This is a genomic window from Loigolactobacillus jiayinensis, assembly GCF_003946445.1.
Classification (GTDB): domain Bacteria; phylum Bacillota; class Bacilli; order Lactobacillales; family Lactobacillaceae; genus Loigolactobacillus; species Loigolactobacillus jiayinensis.
The window spans coordinates 1-14,055 of the sequence record NZ_RHOF01000072.1 but is presented as its reverse complement, the minus strand read 5'-3'; the positions used below and the strand labels follow the sequence as shown (position 1 = coordinate 14,055).

General features: G+C 41.6%; 15 protein-coding genes. All 15 read left to right on the top strand.

The window, feature by feature from the left end; all coding sequences use genetic code 11:
* Positions 1–546: 546 nt before the first annotated feature.
* Positions 547–780, top strand: a complete 234-nt coding sequence (locus tag EKM80_RS13400) for a DUF1146 family protein (protein WP_125554043.1) — start codon at positions 547–549, stop codon at positions 778–780.
* Between the two features lie 30 nt (positions 781–810).
* A complete protein-coding gene (gene murA, locus EKM80_RS13395; RefSeq protein WP_125554041.1) occupies positions 811–2,178 on the top strand; it encodes a UDP-N-acetylglucosamine 1-carboxyvinyltransferase in 1,368 nt (455 codons plus the stop codon).
* A gap of 199 nt (positions 2,179–2,377) precedes the next feature.
* Entirely contained in the window at positions 2,378–3,361 is a 984-nt protein-coding gene (gene mreB, locus EKM80_RS13390) for a rod shape-determining protein (protein ID WP_125554039.1), read from the top strand.
* A 14-nt stretch (positions 3,362–3,375) separates the two neighbouring features.
* Positions 3,376–3,564 carry a DNA-directed RNA polymerase subunit beta gene (locus EKM80_RS13385; RefSeq protein WP_125554037.1) on the top strand — a complete coding sequence of 63 codons (189 nt, stop codon included), beginning with the start codon at positions 3,376–3,378 and terminating at the stop codon, positions 3,562–3,564.
* An 81-nt stretch (positions 3,565–3,645) separates the two neighbouring features.
* The gene (yidD, locus tag EKM80_RS13380; protein ID WP_125554035.1) at positions 3,646–3,939 is read left to right on the top strand and encodes a membrane protein insertion efficiency factor YidD; all 294 of its coding nucleotides are present in this window, start codon (positions 3,646–3,648) and stop codon (positions 3,937–3,939) included.
* A complete protein-coding gene (locus EKM80_RS13375; protein ID WP_125554033.1) occupies positions 3,914–4,132 on the top strand; it encodes a DUF2969 domain-containing protein in 219 nt (72 codons plus the stop codon). Before yidD ends, EKM80_RS13375 begins: the two co-directional genes overlap by 26 nt.
* A 39-nt stretch (positions 4,133–4,171) precedes the next feature.
* Positions 4,172–5,377 carry an FtsW/RodA/SpoVE family cell cycle protein gene (locus tag EKM80_RS13370; RefSeq protein ID WP_125554031.1) on the top strand — a complete coding sequence of 402 codons (1,206 nt, stop codon included), beginning with the start codon at positions 4,172–4,174 and terminating at the stop codon, positions 5,375–5,377.
* Between the two features lie 377 nt (positions 5,378–5,754).
* Positions 5,755–6,789, top strand: a complete 1,035-nt coding sequence (locus EKM80_RS13365) for a methionine ABC transporter ATP-binding protein (protein ID WP_125554029.1) — start codon at positions 5,755–5,757, stop codon at positions 6,787–6,789.
* Entirely contained in the window at positions 6,782–7,480 is a 699-nt protein-coding gene (locus EKM80_RS13360) for a methionine ABC transporter permease (RefSeq protein ID WP_164509576.1), read from the top strand. Before EKM80_RS13365 ends, EKM80_RS13360 begins: the two co-directional genes overlap by 8 nt.
* Positions 7,481–7,522: 42 nt before the next feature.
* Complete coding sequence (locus tag EKM80_RS13355) at positions 7,523–8,344, top strand: MetQ/NlpA family ABC transporter substrate-binding protein (protein ID WP_125554028.1); 822 nt, start codon at positions 7,523–7,525, stop codon at positions 8,342–8,344.
* Positions 8,345–8,660: 316 nt separating this feature from the next.
* On the top strand, positions 8,661–9,455 hold the full coding sequence (gene sufC / locus EKM80_RS13350) for a Fe-S cluster assembly ATPase SufC (RefSeq protein ID WP_125554026.1): 795 nt from the start codon (positions 8,661–8,663) through the stop codon (positions 9,453–9,455).
* Positions 9,456–9,468: 13 nt separating this feature from the next.
* A complete protein-coding gene (gene sufD / locus EKM80_RS13345) occupies positions 9,469–10,773 on the top strand; it encodes a Fe-S cluster assembly protein SufD (RefSeq protein ID WP_125554024.1) in 1,305 nt (434 codons plus the stop codon).
* Positions 10,754–11,992, top strand: a complete 1,239-nt coding sequence (locus EKM80_RS13340) for a cysteine desulfurase (protein WP_125554022.1) — start codon at positions 10,754–10,756, stop codon at positions 11,990–11,992. Before sufD ends, EKM80_RS13340 begins: the two co-directional genes overlap by 20 nt.
* Positions 11,979–12,455 (top strand): Fe-S cluster assembly sulfur transfer protein SufU, encoded by a 477-nt coding sequence (gene sufU, locus EKM80_RS13335; RefSeq protein ID WP_125554020.1) that lies wholly within the window; start codon positions 11,979–11,981, stop codon positions 12,453–12,455. The genes EKM80_RS13340 and sufU overlap by 14 nt, the downstream gene beginning before the upstream one ends.
* A 53-nt stretch (positions 12,456–12,508) precedes the next feature.
* Entirely contained in the window at positions 12,509–13,951 is a 1,443-nt protein-coding gene (sufB, locus tag EKM80_RS13330) for a Fe-S cluster assembly protein SufB (RefSeq protein WP_125554045.1), read from the top strand.
* The last annotated feature ends 104 nt before the right edge of the window (positions 13,952–14,055 follow it).

Sequence of the window (14,055 nt, the reverse complement as noted above, 5' to 3'; positions counted from 1 at the left end):
GATCGATAAATGAATTATATTATTTCATCTGTCAACCATAAAGGGACTATAACATAGTCAATTTATTGACTGCTAGCTTATTTTTTTAGTATAAATAGATATAACGGCAGGCTAAACGGGGGTAAACAGTGCGCTTTGGTCAAATTCAGCCGTTATTATGGTCATTAGTGCTTTGTATTTTAAAGTAATTTTGAATCATAAAAATAAGTTGATGCCTATAACAACAGGCTTATCAGGAAAATCCTGACATTTGCTAAGGTCTATGTTAAAATGGTGACTAGGAAAAACAGTCGGGATGCAATACTGCTTTTGTGTTGCATCCATTTTTAACGGCCTAATCTAGAGCGTGTTTGGAAAGTTATTTCAGCTTTTACATACTTTTTACGCCAATGGTAGCAGTCATTAGGCGACAAAGTAAATTGAACTTAAAGTGTGCTCAAGGCATTAGGCTTAGCTATTAGTGAGGCTAAACCTAACAACAAGCTTTTTTAAATACGGTTACATTAAATTAATTTTTAGATACAGTTTTGTTAAGGGGATATGATCGTGCAGAACATCGGGATTCAAGCCGTGGTCACATTAGCATCTTATTTTATTTTTACTGGTGTTGCTTTTTGGGCCTTGCAGGCAGTTCGCTTTGATCATTTGCTACGTGCAGGCCATGTACCACAGGCCCAGACACTATTTGTGATTTTGGCAGCTGTTTTAGGCTACTTATGCACTAGCTTTTTCTTGAGCTTTATCGACAACACACGTAACTTGATCTTTTTGTTACGTTAATCCTAGCTAGCTTGACGGAGGGAAAATTCCATGGAAAAATTGATCGTACACGGTGGTCAAACATTGAACGGCACGGTTGAAATCGAAGGCGCCAAAAATGCAGTATTGCCAATTTTGGCGGCTAGTATTTTAGCCTCAAGTGGTCGGATGGCATTAGATAATGTGCCAATTTTATCTGATGTCTTTACGATGAACGAAGTTTTGAATGTGCTGCAGTTGAATCTTGAATTTGATCAGCTACATAAGACAATCGTGTTAGATGCTACTGGCGATTTATCCTTTGAAGCGCCGCTAGAATACGTTTCGAAGATGCGCGCATCAATCGTGGTTTTAGGCCCACTTTTGGCTCGTTTAGGTCACGCTCGAGTAGCAATGCCTGGTGGCTGTGCAATTGGTACTCGGCCAATTGATTTGCATTTAAAAGGTTTCGAGGCCTTGGGTGCAACAATCGAGCAACACGCAGGTTACATCGAAGCACGAGCTGATAAATTAGTTGGCAGTCATATTTACTTAGATTTTCCAAGTGTTGGTGCAACCCAGAATATTATGATGGCGGCAACCTTAGCTGAAGGTACAACCGTGATGGAAAACGTTGCCCGTGAACCCGAAATCGTCGATCTAGCTAATGTCCTCAATAAAATGGGTGCTAAAGTTATCGGTGCTGGTACTGATACATTGAGAATTGAAGGTGTCAAAGCGTTACATGGTTGTAGCCACAGCATCATTCAAGATCGGATTGAGGCGGGTACATTTATGGTTGCGGCGGCAGCCACTGGCGGTAACGTGTTGATCAAGGATGCAATTAAAGAGCACAATAAGCCTTTGATTGCTAAACTTGAAGAAATGGGTGTTACTGTTGTCGAAAGCGATGCTGGTGTGCGGATCATTGGCAACCAGTATTTGCGACCAACTAGCGTTAAAACACTACCACATCCAGGTTTTCCAACAGATATGCAAGCGCAAATGACGGTTCTGCAATTAGCAGCTAATGGCACCAGCTTAATGACGGAAACGGTATTTGAAAATCGGTTCATGCATTTGGATGAATTACGGCGAATGAATGCTGATTTTAAAATTGAAGGTCGTTCTGTTTTACTTTACGGGCCCACAAAGTTTACTGGGGCGGAAGTGGCGGCCTCCGATTTGCGGGCAGCTGCTGCACTTGCAATTGCTGGTTTAGTGGCTAAAGGTTATACACGTGTGACTAACTTGAAATATTTAGATCGCGGTTATTATCATTTTCAACAAAAATTGCGTGCGTTAGGCGCACAAATTATTCGCGTAACCGAGCCGGAAAATCAGGAGATCTTGAATGCTAGTACGTTTGCTAAGGAATTAGCTTACCAACAAGCTCAAGATAAAGCACAACAAATAGCGACCACAATGAGTAAGCAATAATTCTAGAGGCTATTCACCGTTTCAGCGGTCGGATAGCTTTTTTCATAAAATCTTTACTTTTAAACTGTCACGAGAGCGCTTAGCAAGGTTTTCGTCCTTGTGAAGTTATGCTATAATTCATTATTGATTGGGCTAGCAAATTAGCCCGCAACCTGAGTAGATTTAGCTACTCGGTTCATGTGAGAGGAGAAATATAAATATGGCGAAAGATATCGGCATCGACCTAGGCACCGCTAACGTTTTAATTCACGTTGAGGGCAAAGGCATTGTACTTAATGAGCCCTCAGTTGTTGCAATTGACACGAAGAGCGGTAAGGTACTTGCCGTGGGCACAGAAGCATACAAAATGGTTGGGCGGACGCCAGGTAACATTCGGGCAATTCGGCCGTTAAAAGACGGTGTCATTGCTGATTTTGATATTACCGAGGCAATGTTGTCCTACTTTATTGATAAATTGAACGTAAAAGGGGTACTTTCGAAACCAAATATTTTGATTTGCTGCCCAACCAATATTACGTCGATCGAACAAAAAGCCATCATTGAAGCCGCTGAAAAATCTGGTGGCCGGAATGTTTATTTGGAAGAGGAACCAAAAGTTGCAGCTATTGGTGCTGGGATGGATATTTTCCAACCACAAGGCAATATGGTGATCGATATTGGTGGTGGGACTAGCGATATTGCAGTTTTATCCATGGGTGATATCGTAACGAGCCAATCATTACGCTTGGCTGGCGATAAAATGGATGCTGAGATTGCAGCTTTTGTTAAGCGGGAACATAGTCTTTTGATCGGTGAACATACAGCTGAAAAGATTAAAATTGAAATTGGCGAAGTTTACGGCCAAGATGCTGGTAAAACATTAGACGTTCGTGGGCGTGATATGGTGACTGGCTTACCACGAACAGTCACGATCACGTCTAAAGAAATTGAATCGGCTTTACATGATACGATGATGGTGATCGTTCAAGCGGCTAAGGATGTTTTAAACCAAACGCCACCAGAATTATCTGCCGATATTATTGATCATGGTATTATGTTAACGGGCGGCGGTGCCTTATTACATGGGATTGCCCAGTTATTTACTGACAATCTGAAGGTACCGGTGATCGTAGCTGAACGGCCATTAGATGCCGTTGCTTTGGGGACTGGGGTCTTACTGGGGAACATCAACAAAAAACGTTAAACTGAGGTGATATCATGCACAATGATTCCAAGCGCTTTGATTTTTTTGTTAGACCCGTTTTGATTCGCATCTTGTTAGTGGCAGTCGCCATGACAATTGCTATTGTGATTGGTGCAATGATTGGCTACGCTATTGGTGGCAGTAATCCGTTTCGAGTCTTCTTGCCCAGTACTTGGGGCCACTTACTTGATTTTGTGCGCTAATGTAAAAGAGGCTGAGCAGCAGCTTAGCTTCTTTTTGCCGTAATTTGTTGTCACAGGATAAGTGAAAGTGAGGTCCAGCTAATGCAAGCCTTGGTACTTAGATTAATTAGGTGGTACCAGCGTTTTTCGGCGCGAACACCAAGTCATTGCCGTTATTACCCCACGTGCTCCCACTATACGCAAACGGCAGTTCAGCGTTTTGGCGTGATACGTGGCTTATTAATGGGCACTAGCCGTATTTTGCGTTGTCAACCGTTTATTAAAGGTGGCATTGATCCAGTTCCACAGCATTTTAGCTTATGCAGAAATAAAAATGTAACAGAAATAGCGAAAGCGAGTGAAAAATATTATGGCGAAACAGCCCAACAAAATTGAGCTTAATATCGAAGAAGAGACCCAAGCAGATGAAACAATCAGTGTGGTTTATGATGGTAAAAAGCGAATTGGCACTATTAAACCGGAAGCAACTCAATTTGTAATTGAATTGACTAATGGCGAAATTTATCGGGCCAAAACTTACGATGATGGTTTGAATACGCTGATCATGCAATATCATTTGCATAAATAGTTGTGTGCAGATCAGTAAACGTGAAGGAAAGGTGAGTTAATGAATCGACAAGCAGCTCGTGACGAACGCGAGAACTCACGAATTGATTACGGTATTATATTTCCCATTATGATGTTAGCCTTAATTGGCTTAGCATCGATCTATGTTGCGGCTAGTAATGATACTAAAAGCGTTAACGTGGTTAAAATGGTGGTTACCCAATTAATTTGGTACGTGATTGGTATTGGCATCGTGGCTATTATGATGCAATTTGATTCTGAGCAACTCTGGAAAATTGCGCCTTACGCTTATGGTTTTGGGATTTTCTTGATGATTGCCATTTTAATTTTTTATAGCCGTGCCTACTACGTTCAAACTGGGGCCAAAAGTTGGTTTGCACTGGGACCATTAACCTTTCAGCCTTCAGAAGTGATGAAGCCTGCGTTTATTTTAATGGCGGCGCGGGCAGTACGGGGCCATAATGATAAATATCCCAATCATACTGTTCAATCGGATATGCTTTTATTAGGCAAATTAATTTTATGGACGTTGCCAATTTTACTATCTTTACACTTTCAAAATGATTTAGGAACGACCTTGGTTTTCCTAGCGATTCTTGGTGGTGTGATTTTAGTTTCTGGTGTGACCTGGAAAATTTTGGTGCCATTGATCTCAGCGGTTACCGTCATTGGCGGGACTGCCTTAACTTTTGTAACAACAACTTGGGGTCGTAATATTTTAACAAAATTGGGCTTTAAGTCTTATCAATTTGCCCGAATCGACACATGGTTGAATCCATCCAACGACACTAGCACCTCTAGTTATCAGTTGTGGCGTAGTATGAAAGCAATTGGTTCTGGGCAAATTTTTGGTAAAGGTTTCAATCACGTGGAGGTCTACGTGCCAGTCCGTGAGTCCGATATGATTTTCTCAGTTATCGGTGAAAATTTTGGCTTTATTGGCTCAACTTTACTGATTTTGTTATACTTCTTGTTGATCTACCAAATGATTCGGGTTACTTTTGATACGAAAAATGAGTTCTACGCGTATATTTCAACCGGGGTCATCATGATGATTTTATTCCATACTTTTGAAAATATTGGTATGAACATTGGCCTATTGCCCTTAACGGGTATTCCGTTGCCCTTTGTCTCGCAAGGTGGCTCGGCGCTGATTGGTAATTTAATTGGGATCGGCATGATTATGTCAATGCGTTTCCATTATCACAGTTATATGTTTAGCGCTGATAGTGAAAAGTTCAATTAAAAAATCAGGCAATCAACGGTTGTGACTTGACACTGATTTGTAATCTGCTTATAATTGGTAACAATTCAATAAAACGCGTTGAAAGAAAGACGCCAAGGTACCATTAAATAGTGAGCTGTTGGTTAGTGGAAAACAGTAGTGGCCTTGGTTGAATGGTTCTGGAGCGTCGTCAAGTGAACACAAGTAGCTTGACCCGGTGAAGCGGCCGTTATCCGTTGAGTCATTGACTCATTAAGGTTGGTGGAGTAATCCAGCAATAAATTAAGGTGGTAACACGTAAAGTTCAGCTTTTCGTCCTTGGACAGCTATTTAGTCCGGATGGAAAGCTTTTTTGTTGCCTTGAAAGACAAGTATATAGAGAAAGAGATGATCAACGCGTGATTGAAATTAAGGACGTCAGCAAGTTATATCCAGGTAAACAAAAAACCATTACCGCTGTAAAAGACGTTAACCTAACGATCAATGATGGTGAGATCTATGGTATCGTTGGCTATTCTGGTGCCGGTAAAAGTACATTGGTGCGAATGTTTAACGGGCTAGAGACGCCAACCAGTGGTGTAGTCACCATCAACGGAACAGTAATGAGTGAATTGAAGGGTAAACCATTGCGGGAAGCCCGCCAGAAAATGGGCATGATCTTTCAGTACTTTAACTTACTTTGGTCACGAACGGTTTTAGAAAATGTGACTTTTCCGTTGGAATTGATTGGGATGGACAAGGCAGAACGAATTGCTAAAGCAACTAAGCTGATCGATACAGTTGGCTTACAGGGTCGTGAAAATGCGTATCCGAGCGAACTATCTGGTGGTCAGCAACAGCGAGTAGCGATTGCACGCGCTTTGGCCAATGATCCCCAGCTACTTTTATCCGATGAAGCCACCAGCGGTTTGGATCCGAAAACCACTGATGAAGTGTTGGAGCTATTGCTGAAAATTAATCGTGAGCTAAAAATTACGATTATTGTGATCACTCACGAAATGCACGTGATTCGTAAAATCTGTGATCGGATGGCAGTTATGGATGAGGGGGCCGTCGTTGAGGAAGGCAACGTCTTCGATATTTTCCGCCATCCTAAAATGGAGATCACGCGGCAATTCGTTTCCGAAGAAGAAACACCGCAGTTAAATGATACAACGGTGGTTATCAATGAATTATTGGCGCAAGTGCCCACGGGAAAAATCGTTAAATTGACGTTCCATGGTGATCAAGCAAAATTACCAATCATTTCAGAAATGCTGCGCCAGTTTCCCAATGTTGACTTGAATATTGTTGATGGGAGTATCCACCAGACCCAAGAAGGATCGATTGGGACGTTATATCTGCAATTATTAGGTGACGACGATGAAATCGCCGGTGCTACTGACTATCTCCACAAAATGCGCGTCGGAACGGAGGTGATTCGTGGTGAGTAGTACAACTGGATTTTCTTCATATTTTCATTTTTCACAGGTGAACTGGCCAAGTATGTGGTCGGCAACGGTGGAAACGATTTGGATGACGATTTTTTCATTAGTTTTAGTTGGTATTTTAGGGATCTTATTAGGACTACTCCTATTTGAAACCACCGGCAGTACTAATTTTTGGGCACGGTTAGTTCACTGGGTAACCGCCTTGTTCGTTAACGTTTTTCGTTCGGTGCCATTTATTATTCTGATTGTGTTGTTACTGCCTTTAACTAAGAACCTGGTGGGGACGATTATTGGTCCTAAGGCTGCCTTACCATCATTGATCATTTCCGCAGCCCCATTTTACGCGCGGATGGTTGAATTAGCCTTTCATGAAATTGATCATGGGGTTATCGAAGCTGCAGAAGCAATGGGGGCAACGCGCTGGCAAATTATTTACAAAGTTTTGCTGCCTGAGAGTAGTCCAGCATTAGTTTCTGGCATTACGGTGACGGGGATCTCCTTAATTGGGTTTACGGCGATGGCTGGTGTGATCGGTGCTGGTGGGCTAGGGAACTTGGCCTACTTGGACGGGTTCCAAGCTAGTAATAATACGGTGACCTTGGTCGCAACTATTATTATTTTAATCGTGGTTTTTATTTTTCAAACACTTGGCGATCTGATTGTGGATAAGCTAGACAAACGAGTCGCTAATTAAGTTTTGGTTATTAACAGTTTTACGAAAAATGGAGGGATTTTTATGTTAAAGAAACATCGTTTAATTCGTTTGGTTACTGCAGCTGCAGTACTTGTGTTAGGGGCAAGCACACTTAGCTCCACTGCTGAAGCAGCAACAACGTTAAAGGTCGGGGCAACAAAAACGCCGCATTCAATTATTTTGAATCACGTTAAGCCACAATTGAAAAAAGAAGGCGTCAACTTGAAAGTGACCGTCTTCCAGGATTATTCATTAATTGATAAAGCCTTGGTCAATAAAGATTTGGACGTCACTTATTTTGCCCATAAACCATATCTAGATCAAGAAATTGAAAAAAATGGTTATAAGATCTCGGATATTGGCGCGGTTCATTTGGAACCAATTGGTGCCTATTCGAAGACAACTAAGAACTTGAAGAATGTTAAAGATGGTTCAACTATTTTAGTTTCAAATAACCGTCCTGATTATGGCCGGGTGTTACAGATTTTAAAGGATGCTAAATTGATCACGATTAAATCAGGAACCAAGTTAACTGATGCTGATTTCAACGATATTGCATCTAATCCTAAACATCTGAAATTCAAGTACAATTATGATCCTAAATTGATGCCTGAATTGTATAAGAATAACGAAGGAGCTGTCATCTTTATCAACGCTAACTTCGCCGTTCAAGCTGGCTTGAATCCAAAGAAGGATGCCATTGCTTTAGAAAAGAGTTCATCACCATACGCTAATATTTTGGAAGTTCGCAAAGGCGATGAAAACAAACCTGCTGTTAAGAAGTTAAAGAAAGCCTTGCTATCAAAATCAACCCAAAAGTGGATTGGTCAACATTTCAAGGGCGCCGTCTTACCAGTTAAATAGACAGAGCGAAAACTACGTGTAAACGTAGTTTTTTTTATTAATTTAGGAAAACGCTATCAAGATAACTGATGATACAGGTAACCAATAGCATAATCTTATTTAATTTTAATTTTGTCATAAAAATCTTTGATTTCGCTATCATCTCGGTGATGATAGCTTTTTGAACGTGCAAAATTATTTAAGGAAGTCAGCAGGGGTTATTGAAAAAGATTCTCAATTACGTTAGAATGAGTATTGTTTAATATTGGAAACGATTTTCAGTTAAATCGCTTTCACTGGGTATTAACCAGTAATTCCTGATATCGGAGGAGAGCACATGTCAAAGTTAGAAGTAAAGAATCTACACGTTGCCGTCGTTGATGAAGATAAAGGTCTACAAAAAGAGATCCTTAAAGGGGTCAATTTAACCATGAATACTGGCGAAATTCACGCCATCATGGGACCAAATGGTACTGGTAAGTCGACCTTATCACAAGCAATTATGGGCAATCCTGCATATAAAGTCACTGAAGGTGACGTTTTGTTAAATGGTAAGAGCTTACTCGACTTACCTGTAGATGAACGGGCACGTGCTGGCTTATTCTTGGCAATGCAGTATCCAGCTGAAATCGCTGGGGTCACGAATGTCGAGTTCATGCGGGCTGCAATCAATGCGCGCCGTGCCGATGATGATCAGATTCCCGTATTAGAATTCATGAAATTCCTCGATAAAAATTTAGATATTCTAGATATGACTGATGATATGGTTGAACGTTATTTGAACGAAGGCTTTTCCGGTGGTGAAAAGAAGCGTAATGAAATTCTACAATTAATGATGATCCAACCGAAGTTTGCCATCCTTGATGAAATCGATTCTGGGCTAGATATTGATGCCTTAAAGGTCGTTTCTAAAGGGGTCAACTCGATGCGCGGAGCAGAATTTGGTTCATTGATCATTACCCATTATCAACGCCTGTTGAATTACATTGTTCCTGATACTGTCCATGTTATGATGGATGGTCGAATCGTCGAAAGTGGCGGCCCAGAATTAGCTGAAAAGCTTGAAGCTGAAGGCTATGCTGGTGTTCGTGATGATCTTGGATTAGATGTCAAATTAACGGACGAAATTTAAGGAGGCGCGGGTTATGGAAACACAAGCAGAAATCGAGTTTCAATCCGCAGTGTCGGCCTTTTCCGCAGCGCATAATGAACCTGATTGGTTGCGGGATCTGCGCCTAACAATGTTGGCTAAATATCCAGCCTTAGCGCTACCTGTATTTGAAAAAATAAAGTATCAACGTTGGCCACTAACTGATGTTCATGAACCAGCTGTCCAAGATTCAAGTGCAATTGATTTGTCTAGTTTAGATCTAGATTACGCTGAGGCCAAAAACGTCTTAGTGACAGTTGGCGAATCGGTTATTGCAACTAGATTAGATCCAGCTTTAGCGGCTCAAGGCGTCATTTTTACGGATTTATTTACCGCGGTGCGTGAACACCCAGACTTGGTCCAAAAGTATTTCATGACGACTGCTATTAAGCCTGACGCTAATCGTTTAGCTGCCTTTAACACCGCCTTTGTCAACGGTGGGGCATTCCTCTACGTACCTAAGGGCGTAACGGTTAAGGATCCAATCCAGGGCTATTATATTCAAGATAGCACCCGGACTCAAGACTTCATTCAGCATGTCTTAGTTGTTGCTGAGACCAATAGCCAAGTCACTTATTCTGAAAACTACGCAACAGTCGGCGAGCAAGCTAATTTAGCTAACGTTATCGTTGAAGTTGTAGCTGCAGATGACGCGCATGTACGTTTTTCAGCTGTTGATCAATTAAGCAAAGCAACAACTGGTTATGTTAGTCGTCAAGGTAACCTAGCAAATGATGCAAAGTTAGACTGGGCTGTCGGGATGATGAACGATGGTAACGTAGTAGTTGATTTTAATACAGATTTAGTTGGTCACGGTGCTCACGCTGAAGTTAAAGTTGTCGCCGTTACAACTGGTGAACAGTTGCAAGGTATCGATACCCGCGTGACTAATTTAGGCCAGCACACAGTTGGGCATATCTTACAACACGGGGTCATTCTCGAATCATCAGCATTGATTTTTAATGGTGTGGGTCATATCGTCAAAGGCGCACGGGGTTCAGATGCTCAGCAAGAAAGTCGTGTTTTGATGTTGTCGACTCATGCACGTGGTGACGCCAATCCAATTTTGTTGATCGATGAAAATGACGTTACCGCTGGCCATGCTGCCAGTGTTGGCCGAGTTAACGAAGAACAAATGTATTATTTAATGAGTCGTGGAATCGACAAGAAGCGTGCTGAGCGTTTGGTTATCCGAGGTTTCTTAGGTAATGTTTTAACTGAAATCCCTACTAAACGTGTACGGGATCAATTAACTGCTACGATCGAGAGGAAGTTAGAAAATGGGCAAAAATCTGAATGACATCCGTGCTGATTTCCCGATTTTAGATCAGCAAGTTAATGATGAACCATTAGTTTACTTAGATAATGCGGCGACAACTCAGAAACCTAAAGCTGTCGTTGAGGCTTTGACGCACTATTACTATAACGATAACGCCAATGTTCATCGTGGCGTGCACACCTTAGCAGAGCGGGCAACTGAAGACTTTGAGGCAGCCCGTGAAAAAGTACGTGCCTTTATCAATGCGCGTTCAACTAAGGAAGTTTTGTTTACTCGCGGGACAACCACTAGTCTAAATTGGATCGCTGCTAGTTATGGTGAAGCTAATATTACTGTTGGTGATGAAATCGTAATTTCCTATATGGAACACCATAGTAATTTAGTGCCATGGCAACAGTTAGCACTGCGTAAACAGGCAACTTTGAAGTACATCAAGATGAATGCTGACGGCACCTTAGATATGGCAGATGCACAACAGCAGATCACTGATAAAACAAAGATTGTGGCTATTGCCCAGGTTTCTAACGTTTTAGGTGTGGTTAACCCAATCAAAGAATTAGCTAAGTTAGCGCATCAACATGGTGCGGTTATGGTTGCTGACGGTGCACAATCACTGCCTAACATGCCGGTTGACGTGCAAGATCTTGATTGTGATTTCTTGGCTTTCTCGGGTCATAAAATGCTGGGACCAACTGGGATCGGTGGCTTATACGCGAAAGAAGATTTGTTAAACGCAATGGAACCAATTGAATTTGGTGGCGAAATGATTGATTTTGTTAACTTATTCGATAGTTCATGGTCTGAATTACCATGGAAGTTCGAAGCCGGAACGCCCGATATTTCTGGGGCAATTGGTTTAGGTGCTGCCATTGACTATTTAAATCAATTTGGCATGGCCGCAGTCCAGGAACATGAACAAAAATTGGTTAATTACGTGTTACCTAAGTTATTAGCGATTGATGGGCTAACCGTTTACGGGCCCCATGATCCAGCTAAACATACAGGCGTGATTGCCTTTAATTTAGAAGGCTTACACCCGCATGATTTAGCAACTGGCCTAGATATGGAAGGTGTCGCTGTTCGAGCAGGCCATCATTGTGCACAACCATTGATGAAGTATTTGAATGTGCCGGCAACAGCGCGAGCAAGCTTCTATATTTATAATACCAAGGCCGATGCTGATCGTTTAGTTGATTCAATTGTGGCAACAAAGGAGTTTTTCAAAAATGGCACTATCTAAATTAGATAATTTATACCGCCAAGTTATCCTTGATCATTCAGCCCATCCGCACCATCACGGCCATTTACAGCAAGCAACTAATGAAATTGAGTTGCGCAATCCTACTTGTGGCGATGTACTTCAACTAGAAGTTGCTGTGGCTGATGGTAAAATCAGTGATGTCGCTTTTTCTGGTGATGGTTGCACGATCAGCCAAGCATCAGCGAGTATGATGACCGATGCCGTTATCGGCAAAACACCGGCTGAAGCAGAACAAATGGTTCAAGTTTTCTCCGAAATGATTATCGGTGATAAGCCTAATTTGGATTTAACCGTCTTGGGTGATGCGTCGATTCTTGAAGGGGTAGCTAAGTTTCCTGCACGGATCAAGTGTGCGACACTGGCGTGGAAGGCGTTGAATAACGCCTTAACTGGTGACGATGGTAAGGGAATGGCGCACTTATTGAGCTCACATGAAGAGTAACATTTGTGCAACAATCGGATTATATTTATTGAACGGGGGGACAGCTTATGCCAATGCCTGAAACTGAAAATACGAAAAATAACGCTACGATTGCCAGTAGCGTTGACGAATTAGGATTAGATAAAGATTATGATTTTGGTTTTCATGATGATGTCACACCAGTTTTCTCAACTGGTCATGGTTTGACTGAAGATGTGGTACGCGCAATTTCTAAGGAAAAGAACGAACCAAAATGGATGCTCGATTTCCGTCTGAAATCATATGAACTATATAAAAAATTACCAATGCCTAAATTTGGGCCTGATTTATCAAAGCTTGATTTAGACAATATGTTGTATTACCAAAAAGCAACCGATAAAAAATATCGTGATTGGGAAGAAGTTCCTGAGGATATTAAAAATACCTTTGATCGCTTAGGGGTACCGGAAGCAGAACGTAAATATTTGGCTGGTTCTTCAGCGCAATACGAGTCTGAAGTTGTTTACCATAATATGCGGGATGAATTTAACAAGTTGGGGATTATCTTTACAGATACCGATACTGCCTTAAAAGAATACCCAGAGTTATTCCGGAAATGGTTTGCTAAATTAGTTAAACCATCAGACAATAAATTTGCGGCGTTAAACTCAGCTGTTTGGTCTGGCGGCTCATTTATCTATGTGCCTAAAGGCGTTAAAACGGATGTGCCAATTCAATCTTATTTCCGTTTGAATGCTGAAAATTCAGGGCAGTTTGAACGGACATTGATCATCGTTGATGAAGGGGCCAGCATTCAGTACGTTGAAGGCTGTACCGCGCCTAATTACTCATCTGACAGTTTGCATGCGGCTGTAGTTGAAGTCTATGCGCAAAAAGATGCCTATATGCGTTATACAACGATCCAAAACTGGTCAAATAACGTGTACAGTCTAGAAACAAAGCGCGCACAGGCAATGGAAAACTCAACGATGGAATGGGTAGATGGTAACTTAGGTTCTAAGATCACAATGAAGTATCCAAGTGTTTACTTGGATGGTGAAGGTGCTACTGGAACAATGTTATCAATCGCCGTTGCCGGACATAATGTTGACCAAGATGCCGGCGCACGGATGATTCATAATGCCAAGAATACTTCTTCTTCAATTGTCTCCAAATCAATTTCCAAAGATGGCGGGGCGGTTGATTACCGCGGAACTGTTCGTTTTGGTCGCCATTCTGACGGCTCAAAAGCGCATATTGAATGTGATACCATTATTATGGATGAGGAATCCAGTTCTGATACAATTCCTTATAACGAAATTTTAAATGGCAATGTTTCGATGGAACACGAAGCCAAAGTTTCAAAAATTTCTGAAGAGCAATTGTATTACTTGATGAGCCGTGGTATTTCGGAAGCTAAAGCAACTGAAATGATCATCATGGGCTTCGTTGAACCATTCACTAAGGAATTACCGATGGAATACGCCGTTGAGTTGAATCGACTGATCGGTTACGAGATGGAAGGAACTGTCGGATAAAAACAGATAAGCCCCTAATTGCCTTGATATGATAGGCTTTTAGGGGCTTATTTTTTGGCTCTTTGTCAAATCCTGTTGATAGCTAATTTTGGACAGAACTGGAA

Bases quoted from the DNA above. Each gene is read 5' to 3' on its own strand.
- mreB (WP_125554039.1), top strand. From the start codon at position 2,378: ATGGCGAAAGATATCGGCATCGACCTAGGCACCGCTAACGTTTTAATT.
- murA (WP_125554041.1), top strand. From the start codon at position 811: ATGGAAAAATTGATCGTACACGGTGGTCAAACATTGAACGGCACGGTT.
- EKM80_RS13340 (WP_125554022.1), top strand. From the start codon at position 10,754: ATGGGCAAAAATCTGAATGACATCCGTGCTGATTTCCCGATTTTAGAT.
- EKM80_RS13370 (WP_125554031.1), top strand. From the start codon at position 4,172: ATGAATCGACAAGCAGCTCGTGACGAACGCGAGAACTCACGAATTGAT.
- EKM80_RS13375 (WP_125554033.1), top strand. From the start codon at position 3,914: ATGGCGAAACAGCCCAACAAAATTGAGCTTAATATCGAAGAAGAGACC.
- yidD (WP_125554035.1), top strand. From the start codon at position 3,646: ATGCAAGCCTTGGTACTTAGATTAATTAGGTGGTACCAGCGTTTTTCG.
- EKM80_RS13385 (WP_125554037.1), top strand. From the start codon at position 3,376: ATGCACAATGATTCCAAGCGCTTTGATTTTTTTGTTAGACCCGTTTTG.
- sufU (WP_125554020.1), top strand. From the start codon at position 11,979: ATGGCACTATCTAAATTAGATAATTTATACCGCCAAGTTATCCTTGAT.
- sufD (WP_125554024.1), top strand. From the start codon at position 9,469: ATGGAAACACAAGCAGAAATCGAGTTTCAATCCGCAGTGTCGGCCTTT.
- sufB (WP_125554045.1), top strand. From the start codon at position 12,509: ATGCCTGAAACTGAAAATACGAAAAATAACGCTACGATTGCCAGTAGC.
- sufC (WP_125554026.1), top strand. From the start codon at position 8,661: ATGTCAAAGTTAGAAGTAAAGAATCTACACGTTGCCGTCGTTGATGAA.
- EKM80_RS13355 (WP_125554028.1), top strand. From the start codon at position 7,523: ATGTTAAAGAAACATCGTTTAATTCGTTTGGTTACTGCAGCTGCAGTA.